The sequence below is a fragment of the Nocardia sp. NPDC051832 genome, assembly GCF_040681285.1.
GTDB lineage: Bacteria > Actinomycetota > Actinomycetes > Mycobacteriales > Mycobacteriaceae > Nocardia.
Window position 1 is genome coordinate 1,297,258 of the sequence record NZ_JBFAYL010000001.1, and the last position, 22,804, is coordinate 1,320,061.

Genomic DNA, 22,804 nt, shown 5'->3' on the forward strand with positions numbered 1-22,804 from the left:
GCGTTTGTGCACGTCGATCCGCCGTGGCGAACCAGCATGACGGAGGGCCTTCGATGGGGTTGTTCACGAAGCGCAAGCGGCGGCCGAGCCGCCGGGCCGAGGCGAAAGCCCTCAAGCACAAGGCCGCCTTGGAGGCCAAATACGGGGCCAAGATCACCCGCAAGGCCAAGCGCGCGGAAGCCCGCACCCAGCGCGATGTCGCCAAGGCGCAGATCGCCGCGTTCCAGGCCGAGGAGAAGGCCGCCAACAAGCTGGCGGCCAAGGCCGAGCGTGATCCGTTCAGCGCCGCCCAGGTCCGCAAATACCTTGGCGTGGCCCGGATTCTGGTGCCGGTGCTCGCCCCGCTCGCCTACCGCGCCGCCACCATGGTGCGCGCGCAGCTCGACGCCCGCCGCGCCCAGCAGCTCGGTATCGGCATCGAGCAGCTCGGCGATTTCAGCGGCCACGGCGGGAAGCTGCACGCCCGCATCGCCAATACCGAAGCGGCCCTGGCGAAGATCACCGATCAGGGCGAGTTCTCCCTGGCCACCCGCGATCGGCTGGACAGCCTCAGCGCCGCCGTCCGCACCGCCGAGCAGATGCCGCCCGCGCGCCGTCGCGCCGTGCACACCTCGATCGCGCACGAGCTCACCACCATCGAGACCGAAGTGCTCGCCCGCCTCGGCGTCAGCTGAGGGTCCGATGGCTACGACGGCTTCCGCGCGCACCGGTTTGGTGCGCTCGGCTGCCGTCGTCCGGTTGCCCGGAACCGCAGGGCGGGTGCCACCGCGCGCCCTGGGCGACGGAGCGGGCCGGGCCATGGTCGGCGCGCTCGTCGGCGCGTTGGTCGCCGCGCTCGCCGTCGCCGCGCATGGCGCGGCGGGTGGCGGCTTCCCGGGCTCGGCCGAGGGCGCACTGGTGCTGCTGGCGGCCGCGCTCACTGGAAGCGCCGCTGCCGCAACACGTTCGGGGCAGAGCCGGTGCGGCATCCTGGCCCTGCTGGCGGCCGGGCAATTCGCAAGCCACAGCCTGCTTTCCACCTTCAACGCACACGATCACGAACCGGTCCGGGCACAGCTGCCCGGTGGCTGGATGCTGGCCGCGCACGCCATCGCGTCACTGCTCTGCGCGGCACTCGTTCTGCTGGCGCGGCGACTCTATCTTGTTGCCTCAGGCGCTGTTCGAGCTGCCCTGACCCGGCCGCACGAACCTCGCCCCCCAGCCGCTGCCACGGGCTGGACCACACCCGGCCCCGCCTCCTATCGCTTTCATCCGAATGGCGCGATCGGCCCGCGCGCGCCGCCGGTACCGGCCTGACCGCCGTACCTGTTCGCTATTTCCTTCGGAGAGAAAGCTTTTCATCATGCGTAGTTCTGTTCTGCGTGCCTGCGGCGCGGTCGTGCCCGCCGTCGGCCTGGTTCTGCTCGCGGGCGGCACCGCCGCCGCACACGTCACCGTGGACGCCCCCGGCGCCCAGCAGGGGAAGTACTCGGTCGCGACCTTCCGGGTGCCGACCGAGTCCGACACCGCCTCGACCACCGCGCTCACCGTCACCCTGCCGAACCTGAAAAGCGCTCGCACCGAGCCGATTCCGGGTTGGACCTCCAAGGTCGAGAAGAACGACAAGAAGGAAGCCGTCTCGGTGACCTGGACCGCGGACCCCGGTAATCCGGGTGTCGCGCCGGGCCAGTTCCAGCGCTTCGTGCTCTCGGTCGGCCCGCTGCCCAAGGAGGCGACAGTGAGCTTCCCGGCCAAGCAGACCTACAGCGACGGCAAGGTCGTGGCCTGGGACCAGCCGGCGAAGTCCGACGGCACCGAGCCCGAACACCCCGCGCCCACACTGACTTTGGCGGCCGGCAAGGACGACGCCGAGAACGGCCACAAGGTCGCGAGCGCCGACGCGAGCGCGCCGAAGTCCACCGACGACACCGCGCGCTGGCTCGGCGGCGCCGGACTCGCGCTCGGCATCCTCGCCGTCGCGCTCGGCCTCGGCAACGTCCTCCGCGGACGCAAGTCGTGAAGCGCGCCATGACGACCCGGGTGCTCGGCGCGCTCGGCGCGGGTCTGCTGCTGCTCGGGTTCAGCGTCGCCGGCGCGGGCCCGGCGGCGGCACACTCCGCGCCGGTCGCCAGCGTGCCCGCCGACGGCGCCAGCATCGACGCCAGCCCCGGCAAGGTGTCCATCACCTTCAACGAAGAACTGCAGCCGAACTTCCCATCGCTGACCGTGGTCGGCCCGCCGGACCGCAACCTGTGGTCCAAGGGCAACCCGGTGGTCGAGGGGAACACCGTCAGCGTGGACGTCGGCGAGCTAGGTCCAGCCGGCGAATACACCGTCGCCTACCGGATCACCTCCGCCGACGGCCATCCGGTCAGCGGCACCAGGACTTTCACGCTGACCAAGGCCGGGGCCGGCGCCCCGGGACCGCGCGCGAACGCCGCGGCGAAAGCCGACGGCGAGCAGGAGGACGGCGGAATTCCGTTGTGGGTCTTCATCGCCGGTGCGGTCGTCCTGTTCGGCGGCGGCCTGGCCTTCGCGCTGTTCGGCGGCAAAGGTAAAGCGCGGCGGTGAATACGCTGGGCCCGGCGGCGGTAGCGCGGCGTAATCACGGAGCGACCTGTCCGTGCCGCCGATGGATGCCGCGGTGAGTAGAGCCGGCGCCGGCCGGGAGGCGAGGGCATTGCTGTTGCTCGTCCCGGCCGGGCTGCTCGGCGTCGCGCTCGCGTGGGCACTGACCGGACAGGGCTCGGCGACCGCGGAGGCGGCCGTGCGGATGCTCGCCGACTGCCTCGGCGCGACCGTGCTCGGCCTGGCCGCGCTGCCGCGCCTGCACGAACGACTGAATCCGCCGTGGCGGCCGCTGGCGGCGCTGGCCGGGATCTGGTGCCTCACCGAGGCGGCCGTGCTGGTGTTCGACGCGGCCGAGGTGGTCGGCGTGCCGGTCCAGCGACTGAGCGCGCAGCAGTTCGGCTCCTTTCTCACCGAGATCAGCGGCGGGCAGATCGGGATCGCGGTGCTGCTCGGCACGGCGGTGATCGCCGGGTACGCGGCGCTGGCGTTCCGGCGGCCGGACTCGGCGTCGACCGATCTGGTGCTGGTATTCGCCGCTGTCGCCTTGGCTTTGCGGCCGATCACCGGGCACATGTCGCAGCAGCCGTTCGGTTCGGTGCTGGCCGCGGTGCACGCGCTCGCGGCGGCGGCCTGGTTCGGTCTGCTCGTCGCGCTCGCGCTCGTGGTGCGCGCCCGCGGCGAGTGGGCCGCGGTCCTGCCCCGCTATTCGACGGTCGCGCTGCCGCTGGCCGGCGCCGTCGGGATCACCGGCCTGATCAACGGATTGGTCCGCGTCGACGGCCTGACCCCGCTGGTGAGCACCGGCTACGGACGCATCCTGCTCGCCAAAGCCGTTGTGCTGCTGGGCTTGCTGGCCCTGGGCTGGTGGTGGCGGCGCACCTGGGTACGCCGGGCCGCCGACCATCGGATGACCGCGGACGCCTCGCTGCGCCGGGCCGTTCTCGAGGTCGTAGTGATGGCATTCGTCTTCGGTTTGGCGGCCACATTGGCCGTCACGGCCTGAAGAGCGACCCGCTATAGAACCCGTTACAGTGGCCCGCATGACCGAAGTCAAGATCATCGAAACCTGTGCGGCATCGGCCGAATCCGCGTTCGCCTACATGAACGACTACCGCAATCTGACCAAGTTTCTCTACGGCATCCAGTCCTTCACGCCGGTCGGCGAGCAGGTCGAGGGGGTCGGCGCCGCGTTCGACGGACACGTGAAACTCGGACCCGCCTCGCTGAAGTCGCGGGTCGAGGTGAACAAGTGGGAAGAGAACGCCGCCATCGGCATCACCACGATCAAGGGTTTCGAGATCCACTCCACCTTCCGGTTCCACGCCAAGAGCGCCGGGGAGTGCATCGTCGACGCCGTCGTCGACTACCGGGTGCCCGGCGGTCTGGCGGGTAAGGCGCTGGGCCGCACCATCGAGCCGTTCGTGAAGATCGCGGTCAAGCACACCACCGAGAACCTGATCAAGCAGATCACCGAGTTCCACGCGACCCGCGCCCAGCAGCCCGACGCGCACTGACAACCATGGACCGGCCGCCCAACGACGTCCGGCCGGGCCGAATCCACCGAGTGGGATGCTGAACGCATGACCGAGCGGACCACACCGACTTTCACCCAGCGGATCGGCTACATCTGCGGGCGCACGCTCCCGCCGTCCATGTCCGACTGGGTGCTCGACGATCTCACCGGACCCGGCGCGACCCGTCGTTATCTGACGCGGTTCCTGCTGCCGATCGTTCCGGTGCTGTGCGTCTTCCTGCTGGTTCCCGGCCCGAAGTGGGTGGGCCTGGGCATGATGGCGCTGCTGTATCTGCCGCTGGTCTATTTCACGATCGCACTGCTCTACGTCTACCGGCGGCATCGCCTGATCAAGCACGGACTCGATCCGGAGCTCGCCGACGCCGACGCCCGCGCCCGCAACGAATCCGACCGGCTCGACTACGAACGCAGGCACGGTCGCTAGGAGTGCGATGCAGGTCACAGGCTTAAGCTGACCCCATGACCGAATCGAATGTTGTTGCCACCGCGGACCTAGCCGACGAGATCGGCCCGGACATTCGCAGCTGCGATACCCAGTTCATTCAGTTCGGCGGGCGCGCCGCGTTTTCCGGCCGGATCACCACCATCCGCTGCTTCCAGGACAACCTGCTCGTCAAGCAGACGCTGAGCGAGCCGGGTAACGGCGGCGTCCTCGTGGTCGACGGCGGCGCCAGCGTGCACACCGCGCTCGTCGGCGACATCATCGCCGGGCGCGGCGTCGACAACGGCTGGGCCGGTGTCATCGTCCATGGCGCCGTGCGGGATTCGGCGATTCTGCGCACCCTCGACATCGGCGTCAAGGCGCTGGGCACCAACCCGCGCAAGAGCACCCAGACCGGCAGCGGGGAAAAGGACGTGCCGGTCGAGTTCGGCGGCGTCACCTTCACGCCGGGCGACATGCTCTACAGCGACCACGACGGCGTCGTGGTCCGCACCGAGGCCTAGGCCGACACCCGGGCCTTGTGACCGGCAAGGGTGACGACGTCGCCGGCGTGCAACTGCCGCCCGCGGCGTAGTTCCACCTCGTCGTTCACCCGGACCAGCCCGTTGGCGATCACGGTCTTGGCCTCGGATCCGGAATCGATCAGGTTGGCCAGTTTCAGGAACTGCCCGAGCCGAATGACCTCGTCATCGATCGGCACATCGACTGGATCTGACATGCCTACATGCTTACCCTGCGAGCGAACCGACCGGAACGCCCACCCCCACGGCGCCGACTGACACGCGATAACGACGCGCCGAGAGCCGACATCCCGGGTGGTGATGGCGGCCGAGAGTCGCCGGACCATACACACTGGTTCGGTGACTTCCACGCAAGCCGAGCACCGCACCACCGAACACCCGCCCGAGAGATCGAACCCTCCTGTCCCGCATCGCGGCCATGGACGCCTGACCGACGTCCCGCACATCGCGGCGACGACCCTCGGCGTGTTCGCGGTCATCTGTTTTCTGTGGAGTCTGTCCCCCGGCTTCCGCTATCTGACGCACGCGCCCCGGCACTACATCGACGACTACTACATCGACGCGCCCGACACGAACCTGATGTGGGCGCTCATCGTCGGGTTGCTGGCCGGCGCGGTGGCCAGCCGCAAACGCATCGCCTGGTGGCTGCTCATCGGGTATTCGGTGCTGTGGTCGGTCGCCAACGCGCTCGACTTCGCCGACAGCGGCAGCATGCACGCGCTGGTGGCGCTGGTCGTGCACGTCATCGTGCTGGGCGTGCTGCTGGCGGCGTGGCGGGAGTTCTACACCCGGGTGCGCTCCGGCGCGGGCTGGAAAGCGCTGGGGGTGCTCGCCGGTGGGCTCGCGGCGGGCTGCCTGCTCGGCTGGGGTCTGGTGGAACTGTTCCCGGGTACTTTGCCGGCGGGCTGGCAGCGGCCCGGCTGGGCGGTCTACCGGGTGACGGCCGCGGTGCTGGTGGACAACGAGCACTTCGACGGCCGCCCGCACCAATTCGTGAACTTCCTGCTCGGCCTGTTCGGCGCGATCGCGTTGCTGGCCGCGGTGATCGTGCTGCTGCGCTCGCAGCGCGCGGACAACGCGATGACCGGCACCGACGAGTCGGCGATCCGCGGGCTGCTGGAACGCTCCGATGTCGAGGACTCGCTCGGCTACTTCGCCACCCGCCGCGACAAGGCGGTGGTGTTCGCGCCCAGCGGCAAGGCCGCGATCACCTATCGCGTCGAGCTCGGCGTCTGCCTGGCCAGCGGCGACCCGATCGGCATCCGGGAGGCCTGGCCGCAGGCGATCGATGCCTGGTTGCAGCAGGCCGACAAATTCGGCTGGGCGCCCGCGGTGATGGGCGCCAGCGAGATGGGCGCCACCGCCTACCGCCGGGCCGGGCTCTCGGCGCTGCGGCTCGGCGACGAGGCCATCCTCGACACCCGCAGTTTCTCGCTGGCCGGACCCGAGCTCAAGCAGGTCCGCCAAGCCGCGAACCGGTTGCGCAAACACGGTGTGACGGTGCGGATCCGGCGGCACCGCGATCTCCCGGCCGAGGAATTCCCGCAGGTGATCGCCCGCGCGGAGGCCTGGCGCGACACCGAAACCGAGCGCGGGTTCTCCATGGCGCTCGGCCGCCTCGGCGACCCACTGGACGGCGACTGCCTGCTGGTGGAAGCGGTGAACAGTCACGATGACGTGGTCGGCATGCTGTCGCTGGTGCCCTGGGGCCGGACCGGCGCGTCGCTGGAGCTGATGCGCCGGGATCCGCACGGGCCCAACGGCGTCATGGAGTTGATGATCTCGCAGCTCGCGCTGAGCTCTGAGCAGCACGGCATCACCAAGGTGTCGCTGAACTTCGCGGTGTTCCGGTCGGTCTTCGAGGAGGGCGCGCGGATCGGCGCCGGACCCGTGCTGCGGATGTGGCGCGGCGTGCTGATGTTCTTCTCGCGCTGGTGGCAGCTGGAGGCGCTGTACCGCTCGAACGTGAAGTATCAGCCGCATTGGGTGCCGCGGTTCTTCCTGTTCGAGGAGCGCCGGCACCTGCCGCGCGTCGCCATCGCCAGCGCGCTGGCCGAAGGCTTCCTGCCGCGTTTCGGGCGCGACCCGGAAACCATCGTGCACACCGGTCTGCACAGCGCGGCCCCCGCGACCATGACCGGTCTGCACGCCGACGGCAGCCCGCCCGAACTGCCGGAACTCGAAGCGGAGGAACAGTTCCCGCGCCGCCCCGAACAGGTCCGGGTGCGCATGGACAAGCTGGACCGGCTCAACGCCGCGGGCATCGACGCCTATCCGACCGCCTACCCGCCGACCCACACGGTGGCCGCGGCCCGGCGGTCGCCACGCGGCACCACCGTCCGAGTCTGCGGCCGGCTGCTGCGGATCCGCGACTACGGCGGCGTCATCTTCGCGGTGGTCCGGGACTGGTCCGACGACATCCAGCTGGTCATCGACCGGGACCGGGTCGGCGCCGAACGCAGCGCCGAATTCACCGAATTCTTCGATCTCGGCGACCTGATCGAGGTCAGCGGCCAGATCGGCACCAGCCGCCGTGGCGAGCTATCCCTGCTCGCCGCGGACTGGCGCATGAACGGCAAGTGCCTGCATCCGTTGCCGGACAAGTGGAAAGGCCTCGCCGATCCGGAAGCGCGGGTGCGCCAGCGCTACGTCGATATGGCGATCAACCCGGAGACCCGGGAGATCCTGGCCAAGCGCAGCGCGGTGGTGCGGTCGCTGCGGGATTCGCTGAACGGTCTCGGCTATCTCGAGGTGGAGACCCCGATCCTGCAGCAGGTGCACGGCGGCGCCAACGCGACGCCGTTCCTCACCCACATCAACGCCTACGACCTGGACCTCTACCTGCGGATCGCACCCGAGCTGTACTTGAAGCGGCTGTGTGTGGGCGGCATGGAGAAGGTCTTCGAACTGGGCCGCACCTTCCGCAACGAAGGCGTGGATTTCAGCCACAATCCCGAGTTCACGATCCTGGAAGCCTATGAGGCGCACAGCGATTACCGGCGGATGATGGACACCTGCCGGCAGCTGATCCAGCATGCGGCGGTCGCGGCCAACGGGAAGATGGTCGCGCTGCGGCCGGGCGCGGAAGAGGGCAGCTTCGAGGAGGTCGACATCTCCGGCGACTGGACGGTGCAGACCGTGCACGGCGCGGTGTCGGAGGCGATCGGCGCCGAGATCTCCCCGGAGACCACGCTGACGGAGCTGCGCGAACTCTGCGACAAGGCCGAGGTGCCCTATCAGCACGGCTGGGACGCCGGCCAGGTCGTCCTGGAAATGTATGAGCACCTGGTGGAATCGCGCACCGAGGAACCCACGTTCTACATCGACTTCCCGACTTCGATGTCGCCGCTGACCCGCGCGCACCGCAGCATCCCCGGTGTCACCGAACGCTGGGATCTGGTGGCGTGGGGCGTCGAATTGGGCACCGCCTACAGCGAGCTCACCGATCCGGTGGAGCAGCGCCGCCGCCTCACCGAACAGTCGATGCTCGCGGCCAACGGCGATCCCGAGGCGATGGAATTGGATGAGGATTTCCTGCAAGCGCTCGAGCACGCGATGCCGCCGACCGGCGGGCTGGGGATGGGTGTGGATCGAATCGTCATGCTCATCACCGGGCGCAGTATTCGCGAAACGCTGCCGTTCCCATTGGTCAAACCCCGGTAAGCGTTAACGAGTGCGCGTAGATTTCAGAGTGAGATTTTGCATCGGAGAACTACACACATCGGACGAAAGCACCGTCTAGTGTGGGAAACTCGGCCCCGGGAGGAGGCCGTTTCACCTTCGAGATGGGGATGGACTTATGTACCTTGACCTGCTGACCAATGCGAGCCTGCTGGACCATGCGGTGTGGGCCAACCCGGACACCCTGCTGGCGTCCGACACCTACACCCAGGCCATGGAGCTGGCTGCCAAGAAGAAGAAGGGCAAGGGCGGCGGCGGTCTGATCTTCGGCATCATCTGCCTGCTCGTGGTTGTCGCGATCGCGGTCGGCGGCTACCTGCTCTACAAGCGCAGCAAGCGGAACTAGTCCCCCGGCTTCTGGAACCGGCCCGGATCGCACAGCGCGACCCGGGCCGGTCCTGTTTGCCCGCTTGCGGCAGAGTGGGGGTGTGCAGTTGATTCTCGTCCGCCACGCCCAGCCGCTCCGCGTCGTCAACGCGACCGGTCCCGCCGATCCGGAGCTGTCGCCGATCGGGCAGGAGCAGGCCGAACGGGTGCCCGCCGCCCTGAGCCAGCACCGGGTCAGCCGCATCCTGAGCAGCCCGCAGCGCCGAGCCCGCGACACCGCGGCCCCGCTCGCGACCAAACTCGGCCTGCCCGTCGATATCGTCGACGACCTCGCCGAATACGACCGCGACCTCCCGGCCTACATCCCGATCGAGGACGCGAAGACCGAATTCCAGGCCACCTACGAGCGGATCAAGGCAGGCCACCTGCCCGAACAGATCGACGGCCCCGCCTTCATCCAGCGAGTCCGCGACACCGTCACCGAGATCGCCGCGACCACCGACCCCGCCGACACGGTCGTCGCCTTCGCCCACGGCGGCGTGATCAACGTGCTGCTGCAGGAGGTCCTGGGCCTGGCCCGCCCCCTGACCTTCCCGATCGACTACTGCTCGATCACCCGAATCCTGTTCTCCCGCACCGGCCGCCGCACGGCCGCCACCGTCAACGAAAACGGGCATGTCTGGGACTTGTTGCCGCGCAATCTGAAGTGATCTTTCCCAGCTGATTGCCAGCTTCGTCGCACCGCCATCCCAGCGACCGGACCTTTGATGGGTTCCAGTGAGCCGCCGCAAGGCGCCTCATCCCCCTGAGAAAGGAACCGACGTGCTCAACAGCAAGACGACTTTCCGCCGCCGCGCCGCCCGGACCGTAGTGGCCGCCGCCCTGGTCACCGTCCCGCTCGGCGCCCTCGCCGTCACTGCCAACGCCCAGTCCCCGACCGACGGCCCGGTGGAATTCGAAACCACCACCGTCACCAACGAGGCCCTCCCCGAAGGCACCGAAATCACCGACGGCTGGGAACCCGCCCGCCCCGGCCCCCGCCCGGACCCCCGCCAAACCATCATCATCCCGGGCCCCGGCCACGGCCAAGCCGTCCCCGCCCTCCCCTACCCCGGCGGCCCTCGCGTCGAATACCGCGAAGGCCCCGAACAGGGCCCAACCCTGCACCTGCACCAGCGCCCCTCCACCGGCTCCGCCGGCAGCAGCTGACGAATAACGACGAAGGGCCCGCCCCCAATTGGGGGCGGGCCCTTCGCAGTTCAACTCAGTGCACTGCGACTGTGCTGATCAGGACATGCCGGCGATCCAGTTGCGCATCCAGGAGATAGCGGTCTGCCCGCCACCGACGCCGTAGCTGCCGTACAGCGTGTGCGACTGCGACTTGTAGAACTCTTCCAGGTTCTTGGCACGTTCCTGGTTCGCCGAATCCGTCAGCTGGCCTTGCAGCGTCGGGATGCCGCCGTGCGCCATCAGATCGTTGATGATCGCGCCGGCCTCGAGCTGGTAGCGCCAGATGTTGGCCGGATTGGCATCCGAGCTCTGCGCCAGCCAGCCCGCGAACCGGGTGACGAAGTCGTCGGTGGCCGTCGCGCAGTACAGGTCGTCGACCGCGCAGATGGTCCGGGTGCGGTCGGAGAGCCAGCCGAAGCCGCCGACCCGGGGGCCGCCCGCACCGGCGCCGGCCGCGAACGGACCGACCTGAATGTCGGTCGGCGAGCGGCGCGGGTCGGAGATCAGGCCGACGCCGGCGACCCGGTCGGCCGGGACGACACCGAGCCCGGTGCCGAGCTCGGAGGCCAGATCACCCGCGGCGTCCGCGCCCTGGCTGTAGCCGACGAGCGCGATCTTCGTGGCGCCGCAGCGAGCGGCCATCGCGCCGATGAGTCCGCGCGCGTTGCTGACGGCTTCCTTCTTGGAGTTGCCGTAGACCTCGCCCTCCCACGGGAAGGCGGTCGCCGCGTAGGTCACGTAGTCGACCTCGGTGTTGGACGGCAGTCCTCTGGTGACACCGGCCAGCATGCCGGGTCCAGGAGTCTTGTCGTGTCCGGTTTCCCACGTGCCGGGGATAGCCACGACGTACAGGCTCGGGCACCCAGGGGCCGCCGCGGCGGCACCGCTGCCAACCATCAAGCCGGAGGCAATCGTCACGGAAGCACCGAGTGCCGCGACAACCTTCTTCAGTTGCATACTGCTCCAGTTCAAACCTGCCCTCTCGCGAAGGGCGCTCCCCGACAAGTTGCCGCTAACAATGTTGAACTCGGCGGATGACTCACTAGTGCACGCCGAGTAACCGCATAGTTAACCCGGTGGTATAGCGCTGCGGAAACTCTCACATCCCAAAGATCCGCAGCACGCCGCTGATCACACTAAAGCCCAATCGCCGCTCGCGCCACGCAAACCGGACCAGCATGTCCGATTTCCGACGAAGATCACTCCAGCAGAGCCGTTTCGGACAAGCAAAAGCGCCCGCGGACCGGAGTCCGCGGGCGCTCTTGGCGATTCGATTCAGGTCAGCGCTGCGCGACCATGGTCGGGGTGACCGGCGACGGAAGCGCGGTCTCACCTTCCAGGAAGTTGTCCACCGCGGCGGCCGCGGCGCGGCCCTCGGCGATGGCCCACACGATCAGCGACTGGCCGCGGCCCATATCGCCGGCGACGAAGACGCCGGGAATGTTGGTGGCCCAGTTCTTGTCCCGCTGCACGTTGCCGCGCTGGTCGTAACCGACGCCGAGATCCTCGAGCAGACCCGGCTTCTCCGGACCGGTGAAGCCCATGGCGAGCAGCACCAGATCGGCATCGAGGGTGAAGTCGGTGCCTTCGACCTTCTCGAAGCGGCCGTTGGCCATCTTCACCTCGTGCGCCTGCAGCCCGGTGACCTTGCCGTCCGCACCGACGAAACGCTCGGTGTTGACGGAGAACACGCGCTCGCCGCCCTCCTCGTGCGCCGAGGACACCCGGTACATCAGCGGGTAGGTCGGCCACGGGGTGGATCCGGCCCGCTCCTCCGGCGGACGCGGCATGATCTCGAACTGGTGGATGCTCTCCGCGCCCTGCCGGTGCGAGGTGCCCAGGCAGTCCGCGCCGGTGTCGCCGCCGCCGATGATGACGACCTTCTTGCCGCGCGCGTGGATCGGCGGCAGGCCATCGGCGTCGGTGACCTCGTCGCCGAGCTGCACGCGGTTGGCCCACGGCAGGAACTCCATCGCCTGATGGATGCCGTCCAGCTCACGGCCCGGGATCGGCAGATCACGGGCGAGGGTGGCGCCACCGGCGAGCACGACCGCGTCGAACTGCTCGCGCAGCTGCTCGGCGGTGATGTCGACGCCCACGTTCACACCGGCCTTGAAGATGGTGCCCTCGGCCTCCATCTGCGCGAGCCGGCGGTCGATGAAGCGCTTCTCCATCTTGAATTCCGGGATGCCGTAGCGCATCAGGCCGCCGATGCGGTCGGCGCGCTCGAACACGGTCACGGTGTGACCGGCGCGGGTCAGCTGCTGCGCGGCGGCCAGGCCGGCCGGGCCGGAGCCGACGATCGCGACCTTCTTGCCGGTGAGGCGGGTCGGGTAGACCGGGGTCACCCAGCCCTCGTCGAAGGCGTTCTCGATGAGCTCGACCTCGACCTGCTTGATGGTCACCGCGTCCTGGTTGATGCCCAGGACACAGGACGCCTCACACGGCGCGGGGCACAGCCGCCCGGTGAATTCCGGGAAGTTGTTGGTCGCGTGCAGCCGGTCGATGCCCTCGCGCCACTGGCCCTTGTAGACCAGGTCGTTCCATTCGGGAATCAGGTTCCCGAGCGGACAACCGTTGTGACAGAACGGGATACCGCAGTCCATGCAGCGGCTGGCCTGGGTCTTGAGGGTCTCCTTGGAGAAATCCTCCTCGTAGACCTCTTTCCAGTCCATCAGGCGCAGCGGCACCGGACGGCGCTTCGGCGTTTCCCGCGAGGTGTGCTTCAGAAATCCTTGTGGGTCAGCCACGAGCCGCCTCCATAATCGCCTCGTTCACGTCCGCGCCGTTCTTCTCGGCCTCGGAGATCGCGAGCAGAACCTTCTTGTATTCGCGCGGCATGACCTTCACGAAGTTGGCCGCCTGCTGCGACCAGTCGTTCAGAATGCGTTCGGCCACCGCCGAACCGGTCTGCGCCCGGTGCTCGGTGATGATGTCGTGCAGCCAGGTGCGATCTTCGTCGTCCAGCATCTCCAGAGCCGCGGCCTGTTCCGGGTTGACCCGGTCCGGGAAGGTGCCGTTGGGGCTGTAGACGTAGGCCTCGCCGCCGGACATACCGGCGCCGAAGTTGCGGCCGGTCTCACCGAGGATGACCACCTTGCCGCCGGTCATGTACTCGAGCGCGTGGTCGCCCACACCCTCGACGACCGCGGTGGCGCCGGAGTTACGGACCGCGAAGCGCTCGCCGACCACACCCGACAGGAAGGCCTTGCCGCTGGTGGCGCCGAACAGGATCACGTTGCCCGCGATGATGTTCTGCTCCGCCTTGAAGTTGGCCGGGGCGTTGAGCGCGGGGCGCACGACCAGGTGGCCGCCGGAAAGGCCCTTGCCCACATAGTCGTTCGCGTCGCCCTGCACCCGCAGCGTGATGCCGGCCGGCACGAAGGCGCCGAAGCTGTTGCCCGCGGAGCCGGTGAAGGTGATGTCGATGGTGTCGTCGGGCAGGCCGACGCCACCGAAGTTCTTCGTCACCTCGTGGCCGAGCATGGTGCCGACGGTGCGGTTCACGTTCGTGATCTTGGTTTCGAACTTGACCCGGGTACCGCGCTCCAGGGCCTCGCGGGCCTGGGTGATCAGCTGCTGATCCAGCGCCTTGTCCAGGCCGTGGTCCTGGGTCTTGGTGCAGCGGCGATCCTGGTACATGAACGCCGTCTCGACATCGTCGAGGATCGGCGACAGGTCCAGCTTGCTGGCCTTCCAGTGCTGCTTGGCCTTGGCGGTGTCGAGCATGTCGACCCGGCCGATGGCCTCGTCCAGCGTGCGGAAGCCCAGCGACGCCAGCAGTTCCCGGACCTCTTCGGCGATGAACATGAAGAAGTTCTCGACGAATTCCGGCTTGCCGGTGAAGCGTTCGCGCAGCAGCGGGTTCTGCGTCGCGACACCCACGGGGCAGGTGTCGAGATGGCAGACGCGCATCATGATGCAGCCCGAGACGACCAGCGGAGCGGTCGCGAAACCGTACTCCTCGGCGCCGAGCAGCGCGGCGATCATGACGTCGCGGCCGGTCTTCATCTGACCGTCGACCTGCACCACGATCCGGTCGCGCAGACCGTTGAGCAGCAGCGTCTGCTGGGTCTCGGCCAGGCCGAGCTCCCAGGGACCGCCCGCGTGCTTGAGCGAGGTGAGCGGCGAAGCGCCGGTGCCACCGTCGTGGCCCGAGATCAGCACCACGTCGGCGTGCGCCTTGGAGACGCCCGCGGCGACGGTGCCGACGCCCGGCTCAGCGACAAGTTTCACGTGAATCCGCGCCTGCGGGTTCGCGTTCTTCAGATCGTGGATCAGCTGCGCCAGATCCTCGATCGAGTAGATGTCGTGGTGCGGCGGCGGGGAGATCAGACCCACGCCCGGCGTCGAGTGCCGCACCTCGGCGACCCACGGGTACACCTTGTGCGCGGGCAGCTGGCCGCCCTCGCCCGGCTTGGCGCCCTGGGCCATCTTGATCTGGATGTCGGTGCAGTTCGACAGGTAGTGCGAGGTCACGCCGAAGCGGCCGGAGGCCACCTGCTTGATCGCGGACCGGCGCCAGTCGCCGTTCTCCTCGACCTCGAAGCGGGCCGGATGCTCGCCGCCCTCACCGGAGTTCGAGCGGCCGCCGAGCCGGTTCATCGCGATCGCGAGGGTCTCGTGCGCCTCCGCCGAGATGGAGCCGTAGCTCATCGCGCCGGTGGAGAACCGCTTCACGATCTCCGAAGCGGGCTCGACCTCGTCGATCGGGATCGGCGAGCGCAGCTTGGTCTTGAACTTGAACAGACCGCGCAGCGAGGCCAGGCGTTCGGACTGGTCGTCGACCAGCTTGGTGTAGTCCTTGAAGATCGAGTACTGACCGGTGCGGGTCGCGTGCTGCAGCTTGAACACGGTGTCCGGGTTGAACAGGTGGTACTCACCCTCGCGCCGCCACTGGTATTCGCCGCCGACCTCGAGCTCGCGGTGTGCGCGCTCGTTGCGGTTCTCCAGGAACGCCACCCGGTGCCGAGCCGCGACGTCGTCGGCGATCTCGTCCAGGCCGATGCCCTGCAGCGGCGAGCTCAGGCCGGTGAAGTACTCGTCCACCAGCTCCTGCGACAGGCCGATGACCTGGAACAGCTTGGCGCCGTTGTAGGAGGCCACGGTGGAGATGCCCATCTTGGACATCACCTTCAGCACGCCCTTGCCGGCCGCCTTGTTGTAGTTCGCGACCGCCTTGCGGAAGTCGGCGTCCTGATCGCCGGTGCTGCCCGGCATCGCCAGCGCGCCGCGCTCGAGCAGGTCCTCGATGGTCTCGAAGGCCATGTACGGGTTGATCGCGGCCGCGCCGAAGCCGACCAGCATGGCCATGTGGTGCACCTCGCGGGCGTCGCCGGCCTCCACGACCAGACCGACCTTGGTGCGGGTGCGCTCACGCACCAGATGGTGATGCACCGACGCGGTGAGCAGCAGCGACGGAATCGGCGCCAGCTTCTCGTTGGACTCGCGGTCGGAGAGCACGATGATCCGCGCGCCGCCGTCGATGGCCGCCGACACCTGGGTGTTGATGGCCTCCAGCGCCTTGCGCAGGCCCTTGCCACCCTTCTTCACCGGGTACAGGCCGCGCACCACGACCGAGCGCAGCTCGGGCTTGGAGCCGTCGTCGTTGATGTGCACGAGCTTGGCCAGCTCGTCGTTGTCGAGAATCGGTCCCTCGAGCGCGATCTGCTGACAGGACTCCGGGCCCGGGTGCAGCAGGTCGGCCTCCGGGCCGATGGCCCGCTTCAGGCTGGTGACGACCTCTTCGCGGATAGCGTCCAGCGGCGGGTTGGTGACCTGCGCGAACAACTGCGAGAAGTAGTCGAACAGCAATCGCGGCCGCGCCGACAGCACCGCGATCGGGGTGTCGGTGCCCATGGAGCCGAGCGCTTCCATGCCGCTCTTCGCCATCGGCGAGATCAGCAGGTTCAGCTCCTCGGTGGTGTATCCGAAGATCTGCTGACGGATCAGCACCCGGTCGTGCGACATGTGCACGTGCGGGCGGTCCGGCAGATCGCTGAGCTTGGTGACGCCCGCGTCCAGCCATTCCTGGTACGGCTGCTCGGCGGCCAGCTGCGACTTGAACTCGTCGTCGCTGATGATGCGGCCCTGGGAGGTGTCGACCAGGAACATCTTGCCGGGCTGTAGTCGGAACTTCTGCACCACCTTGGACGGCTCGATATCGAGCACGCCGACCTCGGAGGCGAGCACGACCAGGCCGTCCTCGGTCACCCAGATGCGGCCGGGGCGCAGGCCGTTGCGGTCCAGCACCGCGCCGACGACGGTGCCGTCGGAGAAGCAGACCGAGGCCGGGCCGTCCCACGGCTCCATCAGGTAGGAGTGGTACTCGTAGAACGCGCGACGCTGCGGGTCCATGTTCTCGCTGCGTTCCCACGCCTCGGGGATCATCATCAGCACGGCGTGCGGCAGGCTGCGGCCGCCGAGGTGCAGCAGTTCCAGCACCTCGTCGAAACGCGCGGTGTCCGACGCGCCGGGGGTGCAGACCGGGAAGATCTTCTCCAGGCGGTTCTTGCCGGCCGAGTCGGTGCCGAACACGTCGGAGTTCAGCAGCGCCTCGCGGGCGCGCATCCAGTTCTCGTTGCCGGTGACGGTGTTGATCTCACCGTTGTGCGCGACCCGGCGGAACGGGTGCGCCAGCGGCCACGAGGGGAAGGTGTTGGTGGAGAACCGGGAGTGCACGATGCCCAGCGCCGACTCGACGCGGTCGTCCTGCAGGTCCAGGTAGAAGGCCCGCAGCTGCGGCGTGGTGAACATGCCCTTGTAGACGAAGGTCTCGCCGGACAGGCTCGGGAAGTACACCGACTCCTTGCCGGTGGAGCCCTCGCCCGCGCCGGACTTGCCGAGCTCGTGCTCGACCCGCTTGCGGATGACGTAGGCGCGCCGCTCCAGGTCGACGCCGGCCAGCTGCTCGGCGGAATCCTTGGGCGAGGCGATGAAGATCTGACGGAAGGTCGGCATGGCGTCGCGGGCCAGCGCGCCGAGCGAGGACTCGTCGATCGGGACCTCACGCCAGCCGAGGACCTCCAGGCCCTCTTCCTTGACGATCTTCTCCACGCCGTAGGCGGCGCGCGCGGCTTCTCGACGGGCTTGCGGCAGGAAGGCGATACCCGTGGCGTAGGCACCTTCCGCCGGCAGATCGAACTCGACGATCGCGCGGAAGAATCGGTCCGGTACCTGCAGCAGGATGCCCGCACCGTCACCGGAGTTCGGTTCGGCGCCGGCAGCACCACGGTGCTCCAGGTTCAACAGAGCCGTAATAGCCTTGTCGACGATGTCGCGGCTGCGGCGGCCGTGCATGTCGACGACGAACGCGACGCCGCAGGCGTCGTGCTCGTTCGCCGGGTCATAAAGCCCGATGGGTCCGGGGGACCTGTGGCCAGGAAGTTGCGTCATGCCTCTGCCTTCAAGAAAAGTCGGCCTTCGAAGAAGAAATGGCCTTTCCGATCGAACGCCTACGTCAAGACTGCGCCCGTACGTTCCGAATCCAGCCGCGCTGATGGTCCGGCGTGCAGTCACGTCTCCAGTTGTCCACCCGCATTGGTGTGGGGGTGCTCGGAAGTAACGGAACTCTTACTAGTTCCTAACTTCCTTGCGGGTGTCGCCCGCTACGCTGGGGCACCGGCTGGGTGAACCGTGCGGGCGATACAGCCGACCAGTTTGTGTTCGGCGTAAGAGCAAACGATAAGTCAGGTCCGGGGCCCAACCAACTTAGGTTTGACTAATAACCAGGTCTAGCTGGGCTTCTTCATGCGGTCCTCCAACTCGTGCGCGTTGTCCAGTGTAAAGCAGCGGATCCGGACCGATCGATCCCCGGCTCCGGGGTGTCAACCAGCGGAAACTTGACGTTCGCCAGCTTGTGGATCCGCGTGGATCCACCTTCCGACCTGCATCGCAGTGGATTTCCCCGCGCTCTCGATCGACAAACCCAGCAGTGGCGGCTACCTCGCTGCGGCGGCCCCTGAGACATTTCCGACAGAAGGTATGACGAGCATCGGAGACAGATCCGACCGTTCGGGCTCTTTCATCTTCTGTGGCTGACAGCACATTCTCAGCTATCGAAATGAGTGGGATTCCCCACAGTGTCCGGCACTCTTCCGGCGGCCCGGCCGCAACACTGGATTTACTACCGCCAGAGTGGCCCGGGAAGCGAAATCGCCTGCCGGAGCGGCGGTTCCCCGGCCCATTGTGAGGCTGCCCACAACCATTGCCGCGCGCTCGGTGTGTCGGCCGCCTGCCTGTCACGCTGTCACAACGAATCTGTGACAGTTTCGCCTGACGCCATAAGAGGATGTGAGATCCCATGACCGTCATTGGCTTGTTCACCTGGCTCGGCGGGGGTCTGCGGTGGGCTGACCCCGATCGGCCGGATGTCTATCGACACGAACGCTCCAATTACGCCGTCACCGGCGCTGTCGTCGCGCTGTTCGCGGTGGTCGCGGGCGCGGTCGCGACGCTCGCGCTCGCCGCTGCCGGATGGTCGCTGGTCGCCGTGGTACCGATCGCGCTCGTGGTGGCCCTGCTGGCCGGGGCGGTCGGCCGGGCGCTGGCCACGGTGCGGCCCGGCGGCGAACCCGATCGGAGTGGGCAGCTCGCCCGGATCGGGGTCGCCGTGCTGGCGGGCGTGCTGATCGCGGAGCTGGCGAGCACCGTGCTCTTCGGCGGCACCGTCGACCGCTTGCTGGACGAGAAGGCGCAGCGCGGCGTCGAGTCAGCGCCCCTGGTGGTCTCCGCCCGCTCCGAACTCGACAGCGCGCGGGCCGACCGCGCCGCCCTGGACCAGGCGATCACCCAGGCGCAGGCCGACATCGATCGGCTGTTGATCATCGCGCGCTGCGAGTTCAATCCGACTCCGCAATGCCCGCAAACCAGGATCACCGGCGTCCCCGGCAACGGACCCGAGACCCGTACCGCCAACGAGATGCTCGGCGACGCGCGGCGGCAGCTGGCCACCGCGCAGGACCGGATCACCGCCGCCGATCAACGGATCGCCGCGGCGGAGAAAGACGCCGCCACGGCCCGCTCCACGGCATTCACCGACGCCGATCGCGGCCTGGGCGCACGCTGGCTCGCCGTGCACGACCACGCCTTCGGCAGCGCGGCCGCGCCATCCTCACCCACCCCGTCGGCTCCGCAAGCTCCGCCTCCTGCCGTCCCCCTAGTGTTGTGGCTGCTCACCCTCCTGGCGTTCACGCTGCTCGCCCTGCTGCCGTTGCTCCTGCGCTGGTGGCGCGGTAGCACCTCCTTCGATCGGCAGAATGCCTTCCGCACGGTTCAGGACGAGGCCGAGCGCGCCGCCGACGCCGCGATCGCCGTCAAACAGGCGGAGGTGCGCGTGCAGGCCGAGAACCTGCGCGCCGAACAGCAACTCACCGCCGCCCGCCTGGCCGCCGAAGCCGACACCGCCATCGACCGGGAACGCCAGCGCACCCGCATCATCGCCGCCATCGGCGGCCTGGAGATCGGCATCAACGAACCCGAGCGCCTCGGGCAAGCACCGCGACCCGCCGAACTTCCGGCCGGAAAGGACAGCACCGTGTCTACCCACCTGCCCGCCACCGTCTCCGCCCAGCCGCTCGCCCGCACCGGCGAACTCGTGCCGCACCAGCCGGCCGCCCCCAAGTTCGGCGGCCTGGAACTGCCGATCATCGGCCAGGTTCCGTTCTCCGACACCGCCGCCCGCTTCATCCGGCCCTTGGTGCCGTCCTTCGTCGCGAACGCCTTCGACACCGCGACCCACCCGATGCGCACCGCCCGCCAGGCCTTCGAAGAGGTCGAGGAGATCACCTTCACCCTGCGCCGCACCCGCAAAGTCACGGTGGACAGCCAGGATTCACACGCCCCGGCCATGAGCGCCACCCCAACCGGCTACCAACTCCCGCCAGGCACTCCCCAGCAGGCCCACCACGTCGCCGCCACCGTCGTCGACGCGGATTACAGCCAGCAGCCGCACTATTCGGCACTGCCGGAAACCCCGGCGCAGCGCCCTCAGGTTTCGGCCGCCGACCGTTCCGACGAGCTGTCCGCTCCGAAAAAGCGTCCGCTCCTCGGCCGCCGTGGCCCGCGCGAACTCCCACCCGCCAACTGAACCCACCCGGATCCCGCGGCTGGAACCCCGAGCGCACCTGCAAAGCCGCGTCGGAACAGTTGCGGCCCAGCAGAAAGCGTGCCTATAACCGCTCGGCATCCGCCGACGGTTCGACCTCCTGCGGCTGCTTGGCTCGGGCCGCCCGGTAGACCATCACGGCAGTAAGCAGCAGGATCACAGTCGTGCCGGTCGCCGCCCAGTGCACACCCGAGACAAAGGCGGAGCGGGCCGACTCGAGCAGCTCGGTCGCTATGGATTCCGGTAGTGCACGGGCGGTTTCGACCGCGCCGCCCAGCGACTCGTGCGCGGCCCCCGAGTGCGCGGCCGGGACCGAGGACACGTCCAGGCCGTGCCGGAACACGCCCATGACGACGCTGCCGAGGACCGCGACACCCAGGGCCACACCGGCTTCCAGTGCCGTCTCCGAAATGGCGGCGGCGTTGCCCGCCCGTTCGGCGGGGGCCGAGCTGATGATCATGTCGGCCGACACCGTCAGCGCCACACCGGCGCCCACGCCGATCAGGGTGAAGCCGAGGACGAACGGTGTCACCGCGGCCGACGGATCCGAACGCAGCAGCCAGAACAGCATCGCGCCCGCGGCGGCCACCAGCAGCGCGCCGCACAGCACGTGCACCGGACGCCAGAAGCGGACCAGCCAGGCCGCGCCGAGCGAACCCGCGATGCTGCCGATGGTGCCCGGCACCAGCAGCAGACCCGCCTCCAGCGGTGAGCGGCCGAGGACCAGCTGCAAATACTGGGAGCCGAAGAACAGCACACCGGCGAGCGCGAAGACCGAGAGCAGGTTGGTCAGCGTCGCGGCGCGGAAGGTCGGGCGCCGGAACAGATCCAGGTCGAGCAGCGGGTCGGCCAGTCGGCCCTGCCGCCGTAGGAAGACCACACCGGCGACCACGCCGACGACGGCGGCCAGGACCGCAAGCCAGCTGAAGCCGTGTGCCGCGGTCTCCTTGACCGCGTAGACGATCGGGATCAGCGCCAGCATCGACAATCCGGCACTGGCCAGGTCGAAGCGGCCCGGGTTCGGATCGCGCGACTCCGGCACCAGGAACGGGGCGAGCACGATCAGCAGGCCCATCACCGGCAGGTTCACCAGGAATACCGAGCCCCACCAGTAGTGCTCGAGCAGCCAGCCGCCGAGCAGCGGGCCGAGCGCGGAACCGGAACCGGCCATCGCGCCCCAGACCGAGATGGCGATGGTGCGCTGCCGGGGGTCGGCGAACATGCTGCGGATCAGGCCCAGGGTCGCGGGCATCAGCGTCGCGCCGGCGACACCTTGCAGAACGCGTGCGGCAATGAGCATTTCGGGGTTGATCGCCCAGGCGGCCAGGGCCGAGGCCAGGCCGAAGCCGGCGGCGCCGACGAGCAGCAGCAGCCGGCGCCCGATGCGGTCGCCGAGGGTGCCCATGGTGATCAGCAGACCGGCCAGCACGAACGAGTAGACGTCGATGATCCACAGCAGCTGCGGGGTGGTGGGTGCGAGGTCGGCGCTGATGGCGGGGACCGCGAGGTCGAGCACGGTGGCGTCTACCGCGATCAGCAGCAGCGCGAGTGCGAGGACGCCGAGGCCGGCCCAGGTGCGGGCGGTGGCCCGGGCCGGAGCGGTTGTGCTCGGGCCGGGTGCGGCGGTGGGTTTGGTGGTCATGTTCCTTCTGCTTCCGGAGGTGAACCGTCCAGCCGGTACAGTATCAGATTTACCGTCCAGACGGTACAGTCAACTGCCGTGACGACTCGTGACCCGTCCAGCACCCGCAACCGCATCCTCGACGCGCTGGAAACACTGCTGCTGGAAAAGGGCCTGGCCCAGGTGACCCTGGAAAGCGTCGCGGCCGCGGCGGGCGTCTCCAAGGGCGGGCTGCTCTACCACTTCAAATCCAAGGACGCCCTGCTGGCGGGCCTGGTCCTCCGCCTCGCCGAGCGCGCCGACCAGCAATTGGAAACCGCCGTGGCCCAGGGCAAATCGGTCGCCGAGTGGTATCTGCAAGCCCCGCACCCGGACAACGCCGACGATGCCCTCGAGATCGCGGTGCAGCGCTCGATGCTGGCCGCCATGCGCACCCTCGACGGTCCACAGGACGGCGATGTGGCGGCGGCCGACCGCGCCTTCGACGCGGTGATGGCCAAGTGGCAGGCCGGTTTGGACAGCGAGATCCAGGACCCGATCCACGCGCAGATCGTCGGGCTGGTGGGCGACGGCCTGTACCTGCGCGCCCTGCTGGGGTTGCCCCCGGTGGCGCCGGATCTGTACCGCCGGGTCGTCTCGCGCCTGCTCAAGCAGCCGTCCGCCTGAACGTCTCAGCTGCCACCGGCCGGTCCGCGGACGTGGGCTGAGCAGGAAGTCCACCGTTTACCGAGGTGACGGGAGCCGCGCGGACGCTCTAGACTCGGCCGCGTGTTACCAGCCGACCCGGCCGGTG

At 68.6% G+C, this 22,804-nt stretch carries 19 protein-coding genes; 14 read left to right on the forward strand and 5 right to left on the reverse strand.

What is annotated here, in order from left to right; genetic code table 11:
• The first annotated feature begins 53 nt into the window (after positions 1–53).
• The 8 genes from AB0M14_RS05735 to rraA all read left to right on the forward strand — a co-directional run bounded on the left by AB0M14_RS05735 (position 54) and on the right by rraA (position 5,029).
• Positions 54–674, forward strand: a complete 621-nt coding sequence (locus AB0M14_RS05735) for a DUF6474 family protein (RefSeq protein ID WP_364989190.1) — start codon at positions 54–56, stop codon at positions 672–674.
• Positions 675–681: 7 nt separating this feature from the next.
• Positions 682–1,296 carry a hypothetical protein gene (locus AB0M14_RS05740; protein ID WP_364989192.1) on the forward strand — a complete coding sequence of 205 codons (615 nt, stop codon included), beginning with the start codon at positions 682–684 and terminating at the stop codon, positions 1,294–1,296.
• Between the two features lie 46 nt (positions 1,297–1,342).
• On the forward strand, positions 1,343–1,999 hold the full coding sequence (locus AB0M14_RS05745; RefSeq protein ID WP_364989195.1) for a YcnI family protein: 657 nt from the start codon (positions 1,343–1,345) through the stop codon (positions 1,997–1,999).
• An 8-nt stretch (positions 2,000–2,007) separates the two neighbouring features.
• Positions 2,008–2,550, forward strand: coding sequence for a copper resistance CopC family protein (locus tag AB0M14_RS05750; protein WP_364989197.1), 543 nt, complete (start codon positions 2,008–2,010; stop codon positions 2,548–2,550).
• A gap of 61 nt (positions 2,551–2,611) precedes the next feature.
• Positions 2,612–3,553 (forward strand): CopD family protein, encoded by a 942-nt coding sequence (locus AB0M14_RS05755; RefSeq protein WP_364991339.1) that lies wholly within the window; start codon positions 2,612–2,614, stop codon positions 3,551–3,553.
• Positions 3,554–3,590: 37 nt separating this feature from the next.
• Complete coding sequence (locus tag AB0M14_RS05760) at positions 3,591–4,064, forward strand: SRPBCC family protein (RefSeq protein ID WP_364989199.1); 474 nt, start codon at positions 3,591–3,593, stop codon at positions 4,062–4,064.
• A 66-nt stretch (positions 4,065–4,130) separates the two neighbouring features.
• Entirely contained in the window at positions 4,131–4,508 is a 378-nt protein-coding gene (locus tag AB0M14_RS05765) for a DUF5313 family protein (RefSeq protein WP_364989201.1), read from the forward strand.
• Between the two features lie 35 nt (positions 4,509–4,543).
• On the forward strand, positions 4,544–5,029 hold the full coding sequence (gene rraA, locus AB0M14_RS05770; RefSeq protein ID WP_364989204.1) for a ribonuclease E activity regulator RraA: 486 nt from the start codon (positions 4,544–4,546) through the stop codon (positions 5,027–5,029).
• Here rraA and AB0M14_RS05775 read toward each other — a convergent pair.
• Complete coding sequence (locus tag AB0M14_RS05775; RefSeq protein WP_364989206.1) at positions 5,026–5,244, reverse strand: RNA-binding S4 domain-containing protein; 219 nt, start codon at positions 5,242–5,244, stop codon at positions 5,026–5,028. The two genes, rraA and AB0M14_RS05775, sit on opposite strands and share 4 nt — an antisense overlap.
• Before the next feature lie 142 nt (positions 5,245–5,386).
• On the opposite strand from AB0M14_RS05775, the gene lysX reads away from it, so the two are divergent.
• The 4 genes from lysX to AB0M14_RS05795 all read left to right on the forward strand — a co-directional run bounded on the left by lysX (position 5,387) and on the right by AB0M14_RS05795 (position 10,264).
• A complete protein-coding gene (gene lysX, locus AB0M14_RS05780; RefSeq protein ID WP_364989209.1) occupies positions 5,387–8,710 on the forward strand; it encodes a bifunctional lysylphosphatidylglycerol synthetase/lysine--tRNA ligase LysX in 3,324 nt (1,107 codons plus the stop codon).
• Between the two features lie 136 nt (positions 8,711–8,846).
• Positions 8,847–9,074: a hypothetical protein gene (locus tag AB0M14_RS05785; protein ID WP_364989212.1), complete on the forward strand. Its 228-nt coding sequence runs from the start codon at positions 8,847–8,849 to the stop codon at positions 9,072–9,074.
• A gap of 82 nt (positions 9,075–9,156) precedes the next feature.
• Positions 9,157–9,765: a histidine phosphatase family protein gene (locus AB0M14_RS05790; protein WP_364989214.1), complete on the forward strand. Its 609-nt coding sequence runs from the start codon at positions 9,157–9,159 to the stop codon at positions 9,763–9,765.
• A 112-nt stretch (positions 9,766–9,877) separates the two neighbouring features.
• Entirely contained in the window at positions 9,878–10,264 is a 387-nt protein-coding gene (locus tag AB0M14_RS05795; protein WP_364989216.1) for a hypothetical protein, read from the forward strand.
• Between the two features lie 78 nt (positions 10,265–10,342).
• Here the strand turns inward: AB0M14_RS05795 and AB0M14_RS05800 are convergent, their stop codons facing one another.
• The 3 genes from AB0M14_RS05800 to gltB all read right to left on the reverse strand — a co-directional run bounded on the left by AB0M14_RS05800 (position 10,343) and on the right by gltB (position 17,680).
• Positions 10,343–11,242 carry a cutinase family protein gene (locus AB0M14_RS05800; protein WP_364989218.1) on the reverse strand — a complete coding sequence of 300 codons (900 nt, stop codon included), beginning with the start codon at positions 11,240–11,242 and terminating at the stop codon, positions 10,343–10,345.
• A 323-nt stretch (positions 11,243–11,565) separates the two neighbouring features.
• Positions 11,566–13,035: a glutamate synthase subunit beta gene (locus AB0M14_RS05805; RefSeq protein WP_364989220.1), complete on the reverse strand. Its 1,470-nt coding sequence runs from the start codon at positions 13,033–13,035 to the stop codon at positions 11,566–11,568.
• Positions 13,028–17,680, reverse strand: coding sequence for a glutamate synthase large subunit (gltB, locus tag AB0M14_RS05810; RefSeq protein WP_364989222.1), 4,653 nt, complete (start codon positions 17,678–17,680; stop codon positions 13,028–13,030). The genes AB0M14_RS05805 and gltB overlap by 8 nt, the downstream gene beginning before the upstream one ends.
• A 907-nt stretch (positions 17,681–18,587) precedes the next feature.
• Between gltB and AB0M14_RS05815 the strand changes: the two genes are divergently transcribed.
• Positions 18,588–20,372, forward strand: a complete 1,785-nt coding sequence (locus AB0M14_RS05815) for a DUF4407 domain-containing protein (protein ID WP_364989224.1) — start codon at positions 18,588–18,590, stop codon at positions 20,370–20,372.
• Positions 20,373–20,454: 82 nt separating this feature from the next.
• On the opposite strand, the gene AB0M14_RS05820 is transcribed toward AB0M14_RS05815, so the two are convergent.
• Complete coding sequence (locus AB0M14_RS05820; RefSeq protein WP_364989226.1) at positions 20,455–22,032, reverse strand: MFS transporter; 1,578 nt, start codon at positions 22,030–22,032, stop codon at positions 20,455–20,457.
• Between the two features lie 78 nt (positions 22,033–22,110).
• On the opposite strand from AB0M14_RS05820, the gene AB0M14_RS05825 reads away from it, so the two are divergent.
• Entirely contained in the window at positions 22,111–22,677 is a 567-nt protein-coding gene (locus tag AB0M14_RS05825; RefSeq protein WP_364989227.1) for a TetR/AcrR family transcriptional regulator, read from the forward strand.
• The last annotated feature ends 127 nt before the right edge of the window (positions 22,678–22,804 follow it).